Here is a 16,040-nt window from a genome sequence, read left to right on the forward strand (position 1 = left end):
ACATGACTGAACGCGAGTCGCCGTCAACTGAAGCTGCTGACATCCAGTCTGATCCACTCCTTGGGATGACGGTGGATGGGAAGTACCGTGTCGAGCGGGTGCTTGGCGTCGGTGGCATGGCCACTGTGTATGCCGCCGTCCGGCTGCAAATTGGCGATATTGCCGCCATCAAAGTCCTGACGCCAGAATCCACGGCCGTTCCACTGGCCGTTGCCCGTTTTCAGCGGGAAGTGCGGGCCGCCGCGCGGATCAAGCACCCAAATGTCGTTTCGATTTATGATTTTGGCACGCTGCCGGACGGTCGCGCCTACATGGTGATGGAATACATCACGGGTGAGTCGCTGCGTGACGAACTCAAGCGGATGGGACGTCTTTCCCCAGAGCGCGCGGTTTCGATCATGGTCAGCGTTTGCAACGCCATTCACGCCGCGCATCAGGAGGGCATCCTGCACCGCGACCTCAAGCCGGAAAACATCATGCTGGCGCGGATGCGGGATGGGTCGGAAGTCGTCAAGGTCGTGGACTTCGGCGTGGCCGAACTCCACGACCAGGCGGCTACCTCCGCGGTGACGAAGCTGACGGAGTATGGCTTGATGGTGGGCACACCACACTATATGTCACCGGAGCAGTGCCGCAGCGAGCCGCTCGACCCGCGGTCAGATATCTACAGCCTGGGCATCATTCTCTATGAATTGCTGACCGGAACGGTGCCCTTCAACGCCCGTACCGTATCCGCCGTCATCATCCAGCAAGCCACCGAGGCTCCCCGCCGTCCGCGTGACCTCCACCCGGAGCTAAGCTGGGCGCTGGAGCACGTCGTGTTGCGGGCCTTGGAAAAAGACCCGTCGCGCCGACCACAAACCGCGGCCGAACTGGGCCAGGATTTGAGTCTGTCGCTGTCAAACATTCGTCCGTCCCTGTCAAGCCAGCGTCCGACCGGTTCACTTGGCGGCTTTGCGGCGCCGCCAACCCGCGAGATGACCGGTCCGTTGTCACTCACCACCCGTGGCGGAGCCGGAGAGCCGTCGCTGGCGCGCGGTGGCCTGACGCGCCGTTCGGGTACGTTGCGGTACGACAGCCTAACCGGCATCCGCAACCTGACCTTTCTCAAGCAAGAAGTCGAGAGCCTGGTCGCGGCGCGCCGCGCGGCGGCATTGCTCCTGGTCGGAGTGGACGGCATGAAGGACCACAATGACCGACTGGGCTATGCTGCCGGCGACAATCTCCTGCGTGACCTGGCCCACTGGCTGCGGGAGCATGTCGGTGACCTGGGCATTGTCGCCCGATTCGGCGGCGATGAGTTTGCCATCCTCTTGCCGGGCAGCACAGCCTCAGATGCCATCGTCTTTGCTGACCAAATGGTGCAACGATTGTCTGAGCAGCGGTTTTTGCGGGCGGAAGTTCCCGATGGCATCGCCTTGCAGGTGACGGTGGCCGTGGTCGTCTCGCCGGACGATGCCGCAACTGGGGTTGAACTGCTCGATATAGGCGGCCGCGCCCTGTCCGCGGCCAAGGCGCAGTCGCCGGGGCGCGTCTATCGCCGGGGCCTCGATGACAACGCGCTTCAGCATCACCCAAACTTCAATGCGTTTGTCGGACGGGAACAAGAACTGCACTGGCTAAGCGAAATGTTTGACCGAACCGTGGCCGGGCGTGGTCAGCCGGTGCTCGTGCTCGGCCCGACCGGAATCGGTAAAACGCGCCTTCTGCACGAGTTTCGGCGGCGATTGGCCGGGCGGGAGGTCACGTTTCTGACCATGCCATTCTATGAGGCCGGACAGGGAACACCTTACAAGTCCTTTTATGACAGCCTGCGCGCCAGCATTCAGTTGCTGCTTGAAGTCCCCGAGCCAGCGGATGCCGCGCAGCTTTTCGGTCCACTGGCCGAGCGGGTGGCTTTGGAGTTTGCAACGGAAGATGGCTTCTTGCACTTCTGCGACTCCGTGCAGTCTGACAATCTGCATGAGCGTTATCTGGCCTTTGACTATCTCGCGGCGCTCTATGCCACGCTGGCCGGTCAGCAAGTCACGGTGTTGTTCGTGGATGATGCCCACTTTGCCGATGAACTGAGTTTGGACCTTCTCGCCTATTTGGCCCGTGCCCTGTCCGAACAACGTCTGATGCTCGTTCTCACCGCACGGACGGAACTCCTGACCGAGCAGCATCCGTTGCGCAATTGGATGCGGGCCGTCAACCAGTCGGTCGGGTTTGAGTCGCTGACGCTTGAGCCGTTGTCGCTGGAGCATACGACCGCGCTCATTCAGACCATCTTTCCCGGTGTCAAGGTGGCTGCCGGCACCGTTGCGCGCCTGCATCACGAAACCCGTGGCAACCCTTTCTTCTTGGCTGAAACCCTGCGTCACCTGACCCAGACGCAACACATTGTGCGTCAGCCAGACGGTTGGTCGTTCCCCCCGCTGACGGATGTTTCACTGCCGCCTTCGGTGGTCGAAGTCGTCGAAGCCACCTTTTCCCGGCTTTCGCCCAGCGCCCTTGAACTGCTCTCCCAGGCGGCCGTGATCGGCATGGACTTCACCTTCGATTTGTTACTGACCATTACGGAACGCCCGGAACGGGAAGTTTTGGCCGCGGTTGAGGAAGGACTAGCCCAGGGCGTGATCACCGAGATCACCGAAGCCGAAGAGGACAGTTACCGTTTTCGCCATGGAACGGTGCAAAAGGTGCTGTACAACCGTCTCAATCGCCGTCGGCGTCGCACGACGCACGCTGCCGTCGGCTATGCGCTGGAGCGGGCCGCAACGGCGACCGGCCACGGCGGGCGACTGGCCGGAGAGCTGGCTTTTCACTTCCACCACGCAGCGGAACACCTGCCGACGTTGCGTTACGCCTCGGCCGCCGGCACCCAGGCCTGGCGAACCTGGGCCATTGACGAAGCCCTCAAGTTCTACGGCTGGGCCGAAGAAGCTGAGCGGCGACTGAACATCCTGGTGGATGTCATTTTTGATGAAAAACAAGCGTCGTTCGACAATGTCCCCGTGGAGCAACTGCGGCTCATTGCCGACTTCAATCTCCACTACGGGCAACTTCTCGTGCATATCGGCCGGCTGGATGAGGCGGAAAAGAAGCTTCAGCTTGCCCAAACATTGGCCCGTCCCTCTCAGGATGAGCACCTGCGGGGCAAAACGCTGGCCGCCTTGGGCGAGCTGTGCGAATCCCGCAGTGAGTACTCCTCGGCGCTCCTGTACTGCCATCAGTCCCTTGAAGTCCTGCGGCGCAAGGGCGACAAGCGCGCCGAAGCGCGGACCACGGCCGTCATCGGCACACTCTATGACCGGCTTGGGCAATTTGCGCGCGCGGCCGAAGCGCTGGATAAAGCCCTGACCCTGGCCCGCGCCATACGCGACCGCAACGTCGAGGCGCTGGCCCTGCGGGAAGGCGCGTTCGTTCGCGCGCGGCAGGGGCAGTTTGCCACGGCGACATCCCTGGCCAGGGAAGCCGTCACCGTCGCCGAACGCCTGGGCGACCCGCTCGGTGTCTCAATTGCGACAAGTATTCTAGGTTCGGCGCTGCGTGCCCAGGGCGTTTATGAAACCGCCTTGGAACACTTTGAGCGCGCGCGTCAGTTGACCTCCGACCTGAACCGTCCACGCAGTGAGTGCATCGAACTCATCAACTTGGCCGAATCCCTGATCGGACTGGGCGAAGCGCCCCAGGCGTTGGAAAAAGGCCAGAAGGCGCTCGATATTGCCCTTCAGATCGGCAGTCGTCAGCTCGAGGGACTGGCGACGCTCGTCGTCGGCCGGGCCTATCGCCAGCGGGATGAGTTAGGGGCGGCGGTGGTCTGTTTCCAGTCGGCGCTGAAATTGTTGTCGGCCATCAGCGACCGCGCCGCCGAGTGTGACGCCCTGCTGGCGCTGGCCGACTGGCACTGCCTGGACCGCCATCCGGTCGAGGCGCTGGAACTCGTCCACCAGGCATCCACGGTGCTGCCGGATGTCACCGCTTGGCCCTGGCAGTGGCGCATCGCCGTGATGTCGGCACGGTGCCACCGCCTGCTGCGGCAGATGGAGGCGGCGCGGTCCGACCTTGAAAAAGCCCGCACCATTGTCGAAAACCTCCGCGCCAATCTCAGCGCAGAAGTCAGACCCGAGCACTTTGCGCGCGTCATCCAACTGTTTGAGGCGGAGTGGCAGGAAGTGCACGGCGGCTGAGTGTCACACGCGCCGCGGCGACCGTTGTCATCAGCGGGCAACGGCTCTTGTTCAGACGGCCTTGAAAAGTTCCAGCGCCGGCCCGGAGCTAACGCGGCCTTGCTCAGACCAAGGTTGGGGTAGGCAACCGCGTAGAAGGCGGGTTTGGGGCGGAACCTGAGTGGCGTCTGCAACCCCGAATGTTCACCCATCAACGACAGGTAACCGAGCAGCTAGGCCAATTCTGGCGCAAGATGAGTCCACGCAAACGCACTCACGACGCACAGGGTTCAGAGCTGTACTTGACAGTATTACAGTAATTTGCTATACTACTGTCAGATTAAGCTCATGACCATTGAAGAGTTATGTCAAGCGACAGCACACGAACTTGCCCGGCGCGGACTGGCGACACCCCAGCCCGACGGGCGGGTTACGGATGCGCCGGATGAGCGGACCGTGCGTTACTACCAAACGCTTGGGTTGCTGCCGCGTCCGTCAGTCCTCGGCCGCAAGTCGTGCTACGCTGCCGTGCATGTGCAGCGATTGCTGGCCATCAAGGCATTGCAGCGTCAAGGCTGGTCACTGGCAAAGATTCAACAGTGGTTGGTCGGGCGGACCGATGAAGAACTGCACGCCCTGATCGATAGGGTATCGGAGTCAGTTCGTTCTGAAGGGCAGTCACTCCCAACCACCGTCTGGCGGGAAGTCACCCTCCTGCCTGGTCTCAAGCTGCTGGCGGCAACCGACTGGTCTCCGCCAGTCGAGGCCACTGCCGCACTCGAAGCACTGTTTCGCGCGGCACTGGCTACGTTGCGTACGGCCCACCCCGGCTCCCCTGGAGGAAGAATGCATGAACCCGCAAATGAATGACGCTGCAGACCAAAAGACCAACCGACAACTCGGAACACTCGCCGTCGAGCAGTCCAGTAAGCGCGTGGCGCTGCCATTGGAGCGCGTTTGTATTTCCGCGCGCGTGGTTGAGCGGATTGCTGAGGTTGAGGTCAGGCAAACCTTTGCCAATGACTTTGACCAGCCACTTGAGGCGGTTTACATCTTTCCACTCGCGGGTGGCGCTGCCATAACACAGTTTGAAGTAACGTTTGCCGGGCGTACGCTGACCGGTGCGCTTGCCGAGCGCAAAGAGGCGCGGCAGCAGTACGCCGAGGCGGTCCAGCAAGGTTATCGGGCCGCCTTGCTAGAGTCAGAGCGGGATGACGTGTTCACCATCCAGGTGGGTAACCTGCCCCCCAGAGAAACTGCCGAGGTGCGGTTGGTTTACGTCGAGTCACTACCGTTTTGGGCGGATGGCATGACCGAGTTGCGGCTGCCGACAGTCGTCGCGCCACGTTACATTGCCGGACAACCACTTGACCGTGACAGTGTCGGCACCGGGGTTGAGTCAGACACGGACCGCGTCCCGGACGCCTCGCGGATTACGCCGCCGCGATTGGCGCCGGGCTTTGATCCGAATGTCGGATTGAAGATAACGGTTGAGTTCGATGGCGAGGACCTCGCCGACCTCAGTTGTGTCCAGCATGCGATCAGCCTCACGCTGACCAAGGGCAAGGCGCGGATTTCGTTGGCGCAGCAGACCGAACGACTCAACCGAGACTTCGTCTTGCGTTGGAAATCCGCCGGTGACGACATCCAGTTGCGCGCGCGAGCCTTTCCGGCCAAAGCCCGCAAAGTGTTCACCATGCTCACACTGACCCCACCGGTATTGCCTGGCCGGGAAGTCGTGGCGCGTGATGTCACGCTGGTTCTCGACCGGTCTGGCTCGATGGGCGCGGTGAAGATGCTCAGCGCAGTACGAGCCGTCACCTTGTTGCTCAGAAGTCTAACCCCACAAGACCGCTTTGCGATCCTTGCCTTTGATGACCGAATGGAGTGGTTTGACCAGGGTCAACTGCGTTCCGCGGATGGGCCTAACCTCACCCGTGGCGAACAATGGCTGCGTACCATCGAATCGCGTGGGGGCACCGAAGTCACCAAGGCACTTACGGCTGCCTTGGACGGGATACAGCGCCAATGCACCGAAGCCAACCGATTGCCGGTGATCATCTTGCTGACAGATGGGCAGGTCGGTGATGAGTCATCTGCCCTCAAGCTCGTGCAAGAGCGCTTGGGGCATGGACGGCTCTTCACCGTTGGGATTGATACCGCCGTGAACGATGCATTTCTAAACCGGTTGGCCAAACTCGGCAGGGGCACGGCCACGATGGTGACACCTGACGAGAGCCTCGACCGGGCGCTGCGCCAGATCGCCGAGGAAATGGGTACTCCGGTACTCAGAAACTTGGCAGTCGTCGAAGCGGCATCTGGCGCATCTATTTCAACGCTGGCGCCGATGTCCCTCCCCGATCTCTTCCCGGGACGCCCGGTGACGGTTTTCTTAGAGACGAGTGACGTGAGAGAACTGCGTGTGACCGGTGTTTTGCCCAACGGGAAGGCTTGGCAAAAGTCACTCAAGCCGGTCAAGACCGATGTGCCAGCGCTAGCGCACCTGTGGGCCAGGCACCGGATTGCCGATCTCGACGATCAGTTCCGCCTCGAGCGCGCGAGCCATCTCAAGCAAACCATCATTGATTTGTCCATCAGCCACTCGGTGCTCTCCCGTTTCACGGCATTCCTGGTCGTGGACAAGAAGGAAATCGTCAATCAGGGCGGAAAACGCCTCACTTATGTTCAGCCGGTCGAGACCCCAGCTCGTTGGGAAACAGAGACTAATTTCACCTTAGGTGCAGGATTTTGCCCCTTTCCACCATTCGAAGTATCTTCCCCAAGAGACTCTGCTGCCCCACCACCTGCTGCCCCACCACCTGCTGCCCCATTAGCTTGTGCTATGCTACATTTCACAGCAGAGGTTGTAGCTTCTGCGACTGAGGACTCCGCTCGGAATCTCACTCAAGGTGCGCCTGATGCGACAGCATCACTGCCGGATGACCTCACGACCGTCTTGGCTGATTTTGCCAAGGAACTCACGAAATTCGTTCAACTTGCCGACCCATCACTGCCCGAGAAGGACATCGAGACCCTTTGGGCCAAGTTAGCCTCGACGGAACTTGATGATCTCGCCGAGGCCTGCATTTACGCGGAGGTGTATCTTTCGGGCCATTTTTCGGACTTCAAGGTTCATTTCCCTGAGACGCAGCGCTTGCTAAACGAGTTGGACCAGCTTCTTTGGGTGGACAGCGACTTGAGGTTTGGGGGGAAAAGGCAGCTCTCGGCAGCGGAAGCCTGTGCGCAAGGGTTCTGTGCCAAAACCTTCAAGCCATTGATGGAAGCGTGCTTGAAGGAAATAGCCCCTTACGTGAAGCCGGCACCGCCGATGCGAACCTCCTCAAGTCAAGAGGATGGGGATTTCTGGTCGGGAAGCATCTAGAGTTGAGTGGTTCACACCGGGGTGGCCGTGCGGATGGCTCCGCGCTGCCACCCCCCGCACAGGCTCAGGCTACCTTCATACGGGCAGGAAGCGCTTGTCAGTCCCAGTGGCTGGATGCGTCGTTGCAGGAAGCTTTGGCACGTGGTCGAGATCACCGAAGCGCGCTGCCTGTTGGCGGTAGGTTTTCCGCTTCCCCAGACGTGACGAGCAGCAGTTTGCCGATGACGGCGCGGCTTTCGAGTTGACGGTGGGCCGTTGCCGCGTCGCTCAACGGGAAGCTCCCGGCAATGATGGGATGGAAGGTCCGGTCGGCAACCCGCTCCAGGATTGTGTCGAGGTCTGCGCGCGCCTCTGGATAGCGCCCGGCCGCCATCAAGTTCCCCAACTGAAAGCCATAAATCTGGGCGTTTTTAGGGTAAAAATCCCGAACGTTGATGACGGATGGCTCGAGCGTAACGTTGGCCAGCGCCGTGACGCGACCAAACGGCGCCAGGGCTTTGAGGCCGTCGGCAAAGGTCAGTCCGCCGACCGTATCGAGAAACGCCGTCACGCCTTTGCCCTCGGTGATGTCGCGGACGGCTTCGAGGAGGTTAATCTCGGCGTAGTTGACGGTCACATGAGCGCCCAGCCGGGCCGCAACCGCCAGTTTTTCCGGGGTGCTGGCCGCCGCGATGATCCTGGCTCCAACGTGGCGCGCGATTTGAATGGCTGCGACGCCCACGCCACTGGTGGCGGCAGGAATGAGCAGGGTATCGTCCGGGCGCAACCCAATCAGTCGCCGGAGGCAGTACCACGCCGTCAGCCAGTTGACCGGCAGCGCGGCGGCCGTCACGGTTGAAACCGCATCGGGGAGCAGCGCGACCTCGGAGGGCTGGACGACCACCTCGGTTGCATAAAGTCCGGTTCGATTGCCAAAAATGACAACCCGGCTTCCAACCGGGAGGTCGGGTGTGCAAGATTCAACGACCGTCCCGGCCGCTTCGAGACCAAGTCGCGCCGGCGGACGCGCGCCATGGTAGGCTCCGGCGCGAAGCAGAATGTCGGCGCGGTTGACGCCGATGGCTTCAATGGCAACCCGCGCCAGGCCTGGCGTCAGGTTTGGTAGCTCTTCAGTGACGAGGCGGAGCGCTTCGGGTCCGCCAAACGTTTCAACAATCATGGCTTGCCGCGTAGGCATACGGGTTGGGAATGCACCTTTCGTCGGATTGTCTAGGGTCACGCCAGAGTGTGCGCTTGCGCACAACCATGCCATCACGCGGGTGGATTTGGCTACTTGGTCTGTGGTTGGCGTTAGGTGGACTGGGTGAAATTTCCGGTGCCGATGGGGAGGCGTCGTCACCGTCGGGGCCGACCTTGCGCCCCTTCACGCGCCTGTTCACCGGAAAAGACGGATTGCCCCAGGTGTCGGCGATGAGCCTGGCGACCGACGCGCAGGGCTATCTCTGGGTGGCGACGCAGGACGGCGCGGCCCGATTCGACGGGCGTGCTTGGCAGTCCTTTGCCGTGCCGAATCGCAGCCGGTCAAACTTTCTCCGGGTATGCCTTGCCACCCGTGATGGGCGGGTGTGGTTTGGCCGGCAAGATGGCGGGTTGGCCTGCCGTCTGCCGGATGGCACCTGGGAAAACTATGACGAAGCTCAGGGCTTGCCGGCCGGACGGGTCAACGGTCTCCTGGAGCGTTCAGACGGCGCGCTTTGGATTGGAACGGAACAGGGCCTGTCCGTATGGATGCCAACCACGTCGCGGGTGACACCGCTCCCGGCGACGCACGCCACCGGGCGGGTGCTTGCCCTGGCGGAAACCGCCGACGGCCTGGTTTGGCTTGGGACGGCCCAGGGATTGGCCAGCTCCGATGGAAAGACCTGCGAAATCGTCGCCAACGGGCCGACCGGGAGCGTGTTTGCCACGTTCGTTGACGGGACTGGGGCGCTCTGGGTTGGCGGCCGAGACGGTTTGCTTTGGCGTCGGGAAAGCCAAACCTGGCAGCGTTGGCCATTGCCGACCCGGAGCCGCGTGACGGCGCTGACCGAAACCGTGCTGCCCAGCGGTGAACGTCGGCTCTGGATTGCCACCGATGGCGACGGGCTGTTTTACACCCGCTCCGATGGCCGCCCGGACCTGGCCGGCGTTCAGGCGTTCGATGCATCATACGGTTTGCCGAACATCAGCGTCTGGAGCTTGCTCCCGCTCCCGGCGGCCGACCCCGGCCGCCACGTTGGGCTGTGGGTTGGGACGGATGGCGGATTACTGCACGTCTCGTTTACCGGATGGGCGACGCTGGACAATGTTCCGGCACTGGCCGGGGCAAGCGTGTACGGCATGGGCACGGCCACGGGGCCGGACGGGACGACGAACTACTGGTTTGGGACGCGCGGCAAGGGGCTGGTTGGCTACGTGGATGGGCGCTGGCGCCAGCTCACCATGGCCGACGGACTCTCCACCAACACTGTGTTCAGTGTTCATGAGTCGTTCGATCCGAAGACCGGCAGTACGCTCTGGATCGGAACGCAGTTGGGGCTATTCCGCAAGTCCGGGCAGGGGCGGCCGTTGCCGGTGCGCGACGCGCCAGGGCTTGAAAAAGCAAGCATTCGCGCTTTTCTGGCGTCAGATGGTTGGCGTGGCCGGCCGGGGCTGTGGGTGGTTACGGCCGAAGTGGGACTGGCACGCTTTGAAGATGGGCAGTGGTCATCATTCACAACCGCCAATGGCCTACCAACCAACGCCCTGCACAGCATTTGTGAGAGCGTCGCGCCGGATGGTGAAAAGACCATCTGGGTGGGCACGGAAGGCGGCGGACTGGCGCGGTGGCGTAACGGGCGATGGGACACCTGGCAAACGCCGACATTGCCCAACAACACGGTCATGACGGTGCAAGCCATGACCTTTCCCGATGGCAAGCAGTTTCTGTTCGCCGGGACGGAAGGTGGCGGTCTGGTGACGGCCGAACTGAACCTGCCTGAGCTGCGCTTCCACGTCTGGTCACAAGCCACCACACCGGGCTTTCCGAACGATACCGTGTATCAGGTGCAGTTCGATGCTGAGCGGCGGGCTTACGCGCTCACCAACCAGGGGGCTGCCCGGCTAACCTACCAGGGGAACGGCACCTTCACGATTGAAACGTTTGACGCGGAAGATGGTCTCCCCAGCGGCGAGTTCAATGGCGGCGCTTCGATGGTGGATCCATCGGGGCGCATCTGGGGCGGCACGCCCAATGGCGTTGCCGTGTTTGATCCGGCGGTCAATGCCTTACCGCCACCCCCACGCCGGCCGGTGCTTCAGGCAATGACAACCGGGGCGACCAATCTTTTGCTCACCGATGGGCTGACGGTGCCCTACAGTGCGCGTAACTTGACATTTGATGTCTCCACGCCAGTGTTTGCGTCGCCTGCGCGGTTGCGTTACCGAACCTACCTTGAAGGCTTCGATGAACAGCCAAGCGTGTGGAGCGCCGAACCGCGCCGGTCGTTCACCAACCTCTGGCCGGGCGAATATGTTTTTCAAGCGTGGGCACGGGATGGGCAGGGGCGTGAAAGCCAGCCGGTCCAACTCCGTTTTCGGGTCGCTACCCCGTGGTGGTTGCGGTGGTGGGCGTGGGTGGGGTACGTAGGCTGTGGGGTTGGACTGGTGTACGGCGGGGTGCGGTGGCGACTGCGGGCGCTGGAGCGCCAAAACGCCGAACTGGAAGCCAAGGTGGCCGAGCGGACGGCGGCGCTGGAAGCGGCCAAGACCGAGGTGGAAGCCCAGAACCAGGCGTTGGCGGCGGCCAAGACGGAAGTGGAGCGCAAGAACGCGGCGCTGGACGAGAAGGTGGCGGCGCTGGAAGCGTCGCAGCGGCGTGCGGATCGGATTTTTTCGGCTCTGGCGGAAGCGCTGCCTGGGACGGTGCTGGATGGGAAGTACCGGCTTGGGGAGAAGTTGGGGGCTGGGGGGTATGGGGTGGTGTTTGCCGGGGAGCACCTTGGGTTGAAGCGGGCGGTGGCGGTGAAGGTGTTCAAGCCGGTAGCCGGGAACGACAGCGCGGAGGCGCTGGAGCGGTTTCGGCGGGAAGGGGCGTTGGCGGCGCAGATCAAGGATCGGCACGTGGTGGAGGTGGTGGACGCTGGGGTATCGAGCGAGGGGATGGCGTACTTGGTGATGGAGTTGCTGGAGGGGTACGCGCTGACGCGGGAGGTGCGGGGTGGGGTGAGCGTGGAGCGTGCGCTGCGGGTGTGTGGGGCGGTGTGTCGTGGGCTGGCGGCGGCGCATGAGCTGGGGGTGGTGCATCGGGACGTGAAGCCGGAGAATGTGTATGTGGATTGGTCGAGTGGGGAAGAGGTGGTGAAGGTGGTGGATTTTGGGATTGCGACGGTGGTGGAGCGTGGGAGTGGGGAGGTGTTGGAGACGCTGACGGCGGCTGGGTCGGTGGTTGGGACGCCGGCCTACATTGCGCCGGAGCGGGTGGTTGGGGGGACGTATGATGGGCGTGCGGATGTGTATGGGGTTGGGGTGATGTTGTACGAGATGGTGTGTGGGGCGGTGCCGTTTGGAGGTGGTGGGGAGAGTGGGATACGGGTGTTGTTGGCGCACGTGCATGAGGCGGCGGAGGCGCCGGCGGCGCGGGTGGCGGGGTTGGATGAGGAAGTGAGTGCGTATGTGCTGCGGATGCTGGCGAAGCGGCCGGAGGAGCGTCCGACGGCGGCGGAGGCGGCGGCGGACCTTGACCGCCTGGCGGACAAGGTCCGTTGTCAACGAACCTTGGACTTCGAGCCGGCAACCACCAAACCAGAGGATTGGGATACATTGGTTGAAGCCCGGCGGCGGACCATCAACATTCGGCGTGATACGGCAATGGACAAGAACGCATAGCTCGATCGTGAGGCGGCATACGTTGGAACGGCTTCTTTCCAAGCAGTGGCGCGGTTGGGGGCGGCGAGCCATCCTCTGGTTGGGATGGCTGTTGGCTGGCAGTTTGGTTTCGGCCGCCGCCAATGTCCGTGAAGCCCTACCGACACTACGCCCGGCCCTGCGCGTTTTTACGGATCGCGACGGCCTGCCCCAAAATACCGTTGGGGCCATGACCTGGGATCGCCAGGGACGCCTATGGGTGGGAACACAGGATGGACTGGCGTGCTACAACGGGCAACGGTGGCGGACCGTGGCGTTTCCCGCCACCGCCAAGTCGCGCAACATCCGCGCCCTGCTGGCGACTGCCGACGATGCCCTGTGGGTCGGCACACTCGATGGTGTGCTGCGTCTCCAGGCTGGCCAGTGGACGAGCTTTGGGCCGCACGAGGCGGCCGAAACCGGCAAGTTTCCAGGCCGTGAAGTGTACGCCTTACTTGAGGAAGCCACGCCACAGGGGCCGGTCGTGTGGGCCGGTGGCGATGGTGGCGTGGCGCGCTTCAGCGGCGGCCGCTGGGAGGCGGTCCCTATCCGGGCCAGCCTCCCCAGCGTGACGGTAAAGTGTCTCGCCCGCACGGTAGATGCCGCCGGGCAAACGGTGCTCTGGATTGGAACCACCAACCGCGGTCTGGTGCGCCAAGTGGGTGATGAAGCGCGTGTGCTCGGTCTCGACACCGGCCTTCCGGGCGAGTACATCACCTGCCTGCTGGCTGTCCAAAGCGCCGATGGTCAGCCGCAGGTGTGGGGTGGCACGCAAGGGGGCGGCGTGTTTCAACTGGATGGGCAAGGTGCCGTGCTTCAGCGGTTTGACCCGAAAACCTCGCCGCTGCCCAACGGACGGATTCAGTGCCTGGCTCAGTCGGTCGCGCCGGATGGGGCGCGTCACCTGTGGATTGGAATGGATGGGAGCGGTGTCGCCTGCTACACGGGACGTGGCTGGCAGGTTTACACGCCAAAGCAGGGGCTTCCCGCCGAGCGAGTTTTTTCACTGCTCCAAGAAACCGGCGATGTGACACCCGCTGTCTGGATTGGCACCGGCGGCGGCGGTTTGGCGCGCTGTGATCTCGAAGGCTGGCAGTCCCTGACGGTCAGCGAAGGATTGCCAGACCGCCGGGTGTATGCCTTTCTCGAATCGGCGGGGCGCAATGGCAAGCGCTGTTTCTGGATTGGAACGTCGGGCGGACTCCTCCGCGCCGAGGCTGGCCAGCTTCAAACCTTTACCCGCAAAGATGGCTTGCCCGGCGATACCGTGCTGAGTCTGGCCGAGACCCGCGCCCCAGACGGCGCGTCAATCATCTGGGCCGGGTGCGACGGCGGACTGGCCAAGTGGGTTGGCAACCGCTGGCAAGCCGAGCCAACCCCATGCGATGGCAAGTATGGAACCGTCTATTTTTCATTGGCCGTGACCAACCATCCAACCGGACAACCCATCCTCTGGGCTTTTACCTATGATGGTGTCCAGTATCTCGAAAACGGACGGTGGCAACGGGTGACACTGCCCGGATTTGAAGAAAAACATATTCCAACGTCGGTGATGCGCGATCCTCTGCGACCAGATGTGCTGTGGGGCAGCGTCTATGGAATGGGCGTTCTGCGCTATGCCGATGGACAGTGGACACAACTGCCACGCCAGGGATTACCGACCGATTTGCTGCTTGGCGTCGGCGTCTTTGAGGTCCAGGGTCAACCCCAGCTCTGGGTTGGCACGCAAAGCCAGGGCGTGGTGCGCTATGACCCGGAGCGGACTGAGATGCCCTGGACAAACTTTTCTGAGCAGAGCCAACCGCCGCTGCCCAATAATCACGTCTATGGGGTGGTCGTGGATGCGCTCGGACGCTTGTATTTCCCCACCAACCGGGGTGTCGCGCAGTGGACGTTCAGCGACGGCAGTCGTCAGCCGACCCAAACCCGCACCTTCACCATGGACTATGGCTTGCCAAGCAATGAGTGCAACCAGGGAGCGTTTTACCGGGATAGCGCCGGCCGGCTCTGGATTGGCACGGTGGCAGGCGCGGCCGTGTATGATCCAGGCTTGGAGATCACGCCTCCACTGCGTTCGCTCGTCATGGAGCAGGTGTTTGTCAACGGTCGTCCGGCGCGTCTGGCATTGGGACAGCGCCTCGCTTATGCCGACAACAACCTGGCGTTCGAGTACGCCTTGCTTGACTTCACCGAGCCGCAGGCGATCCGCTACCGGGTTCAACTGGACGGCTACGACCGCGCCCCATCCGACTGGGTGTCCGAAGCCAAAGCGGTTTACACCAACGTTCCCGCCGGAAACTATCGTTTGCGGATTTGGGCGCGTGATGCGCGCGGCCGGGTCGTCGAAATGTCGCCGCTGGCGTTTGAGGTGCTGTCACCGTGGTGGTTGCGGTGGTGGGCGTGGGTGGGATACGTAGGCTGTGGGGTTGGACTGGTGTACGGCGGGGTGCGGTGGCGACTGCGGGCGCTGGAGCGCCAAAACGCCGAACTGGAAGCCAAGGTGGCCGAGCGGACGGCGGCGCTGGAAGCGGCCAAGACCGAGGTGGAAGCCCAGAACCAGGCGTTGGCGGCGGCCAAGACGGAAGTGGAGCGCAAGAACGCGGCGCTGGACGAGAAGGTGGCGGCGCTGGAAGCGTCGCAGCGGCGTGCGGATCGGATTTTTTCGGCTCTGGCGGAAGCGCTACCTGGGACGGTGCTGGATGGGAAGTACCGGCTTGGGGAGAAGTTGGGGGCTGGGGGGTATGGGGTGGTGTTTGCCGGGGAGCACCTTGGGTTGAAGCGGGCGGTGGCGGTGAAGGTGTTCAAGCCGGTAGCCGGGAACGACAGCGCGGAGGCGCTGGAGCGGTTTCGGCGGGAAGGGGCGTTGGCGGCGCAGATCAAGGATCGGCACGTGGTGGAGGTGGTGGACGCTGGGGTATCGAGCGAGGGGATGGCGTACTTGGTGATGGAGTTGCTGGAGGGGTACGCGCTGACGCGGGAGGTGCGGGGTGGGGTGAGCGTGGAGCGTGCGTTGCGGGTGTGTGGGGCGGTGTGTCGTGGGCTGGCGGCGGCGCATGAGCTGGGGGTGGTGCATCGGGACGTGAAGCCGGAGAATGTGTATGTGGATTGGTCGAGTGGGGAAGAGGTGGTGAAGGTGGTGGATTTTGGGATTGCGACGGTGGTGGAGCGTGGGAGTGGGGAGGTGTTGGAGACGCTGACGGCGGCTGGGTCGGTGGTTGGGACGCCGGCCTACATTGCGCCGGAGCGGGTGGTTGGGGGGACGTATGATGGGCGTGCGGATGTGTATGGGGTTGGGGTGATGTTGTACGAGATGGTGTGTGGGGCGGTGCCGTTTGGAGGTGGTGGGGAGAGTGGGATACGGGTGTTGCTGGCGCACGTGCATGAGGCGGCGGAGGCGCCGGCGGCGCGGGTGGCGGGGTTGGATGAGGAAGTGAGTGCGTATGTGCTGCGGATGCTGGCGAAGCGGCCGGAGGAGCGTCCGACGGCGGCGGAGGCGGCGGCTGACCTTGACCGCCTGGCGGACAAAGTACAGGGAACGACGGATGGGAAAGTCCGTTCCATCGCTGCGCAGTTTCCAACGAAAGCGACTTTGGTGACGACAGACGAAACAAAACCAACCCCAAGTTCACGCGAGTGAGGTGGTC

6 protein-coding genes are annotated in these 16,040 nt (G+C 62.8%); 5 read left to right on the forward strand and 1 reads right to left on the reverse strand.

Going from position 1 to position 16,040, the window contains the following annotated elements:
• The first annotated feature begins 2 nt into the window (after positions 1-2).
• The 3 genes from J8C06_RS04020 to J8C06_RS04030 all read left to right on the forward strand — a co-directional run bounded on the left by J8C06_RS04020 (position 3) and on the right by J8C06_RS04030 (position 7,533).
• Positions 3-4,172: a protein kinase domain-containing protein gene (locus J8C06_RS04020; RefSeq protein ID WP_211429501.1), complete on the forward strand. Its 4,170-nt coding sequence runs from the start codon at positions 3-5 to the stop codon at positions 4,170-4,172.
• A 327-nt stretch (positions 4,173-4,499) separates the two neighbouring features.
• Complete coding sequence (locus tag J8C06_RS04025; protein ID WP_211429502.1) at positions 4,500-5,021, forward strand: helix-turn-helix domain-containing protein; 522 nt, start codon at positions 4,500-4,502, stop codon at positions 5,019-5,021.
• Positions 5,014-7,533, forward strand: a complete 2,520-nt coding sequence (locus tag J8C06_RS04030) for a VIT domain-containing protein (RefSeq protein ID WP_211429503.1) — start codon at positions 5,014-5,016, stop codon at positions 7,531-7,533. The genes J8C06_RS04025 and J8C06_RS04030 overlap by 8 nt, the downstream gene beginning before the upstream one ends.
• A gap of 151 nt (positions 7,534-7,684) precedes the next feature.
• Here the strand turns inward: J8C06_RS04030 and J8C06_RS04035 are convergent, their stop codons facing one another.
• Positions 7,685-8,710 (reverse strand): quinone oxidoreductase family protein, encoded by a 1,026-nt coding sequence (locus J8C06_RS04035; RefSeq protein WP_246602079.1) that lies wholly within the window; start codon positions 8,708-8,710, stop codon positions 7,685-7,687.
• 68 nt (positions 8,711-8,778) lie between these two features.
• On the opposite strand from J8C06_RS04035, the gene J8C06_RS04040 reads away from it, so the two are divergent.
• Entirely contained in the window at positions 8,779-12,378 is a 3,600-nt protein-coding gene (locus J8C06_RS04040) for a protein kinase domain-containing protein (protein ID WP_211429504.1), read from the forward strand.
• Positions 12,379-12,400: 22 nt separating this feature from the next.
• Positions 12,401-16,033 (forward strand): protein kinase domain-containing protein, encoded by a 3,633-nt coding sequence (locus J8C06_RS04045; RefSeq protein ID WP_211429505.1) that lies wholly within the window; start codon positions 12,401-12,403, stop codon positions 16,031-16,033.
• Positions 16,034-16,040: the final 7 nt, after the last annotated feature.

Origin of the sequence: Chloracidobacterium validum (assembly GCF_018304825.1) — a bacterium.
Taxonomy (GTDB): Bacteria; Acidobacteriota; Blastocatellia; order Chloracidobacteriales; family Chloracidobacteriaceae; genus Chloracidobacterium; species Chloracidobacterium validum.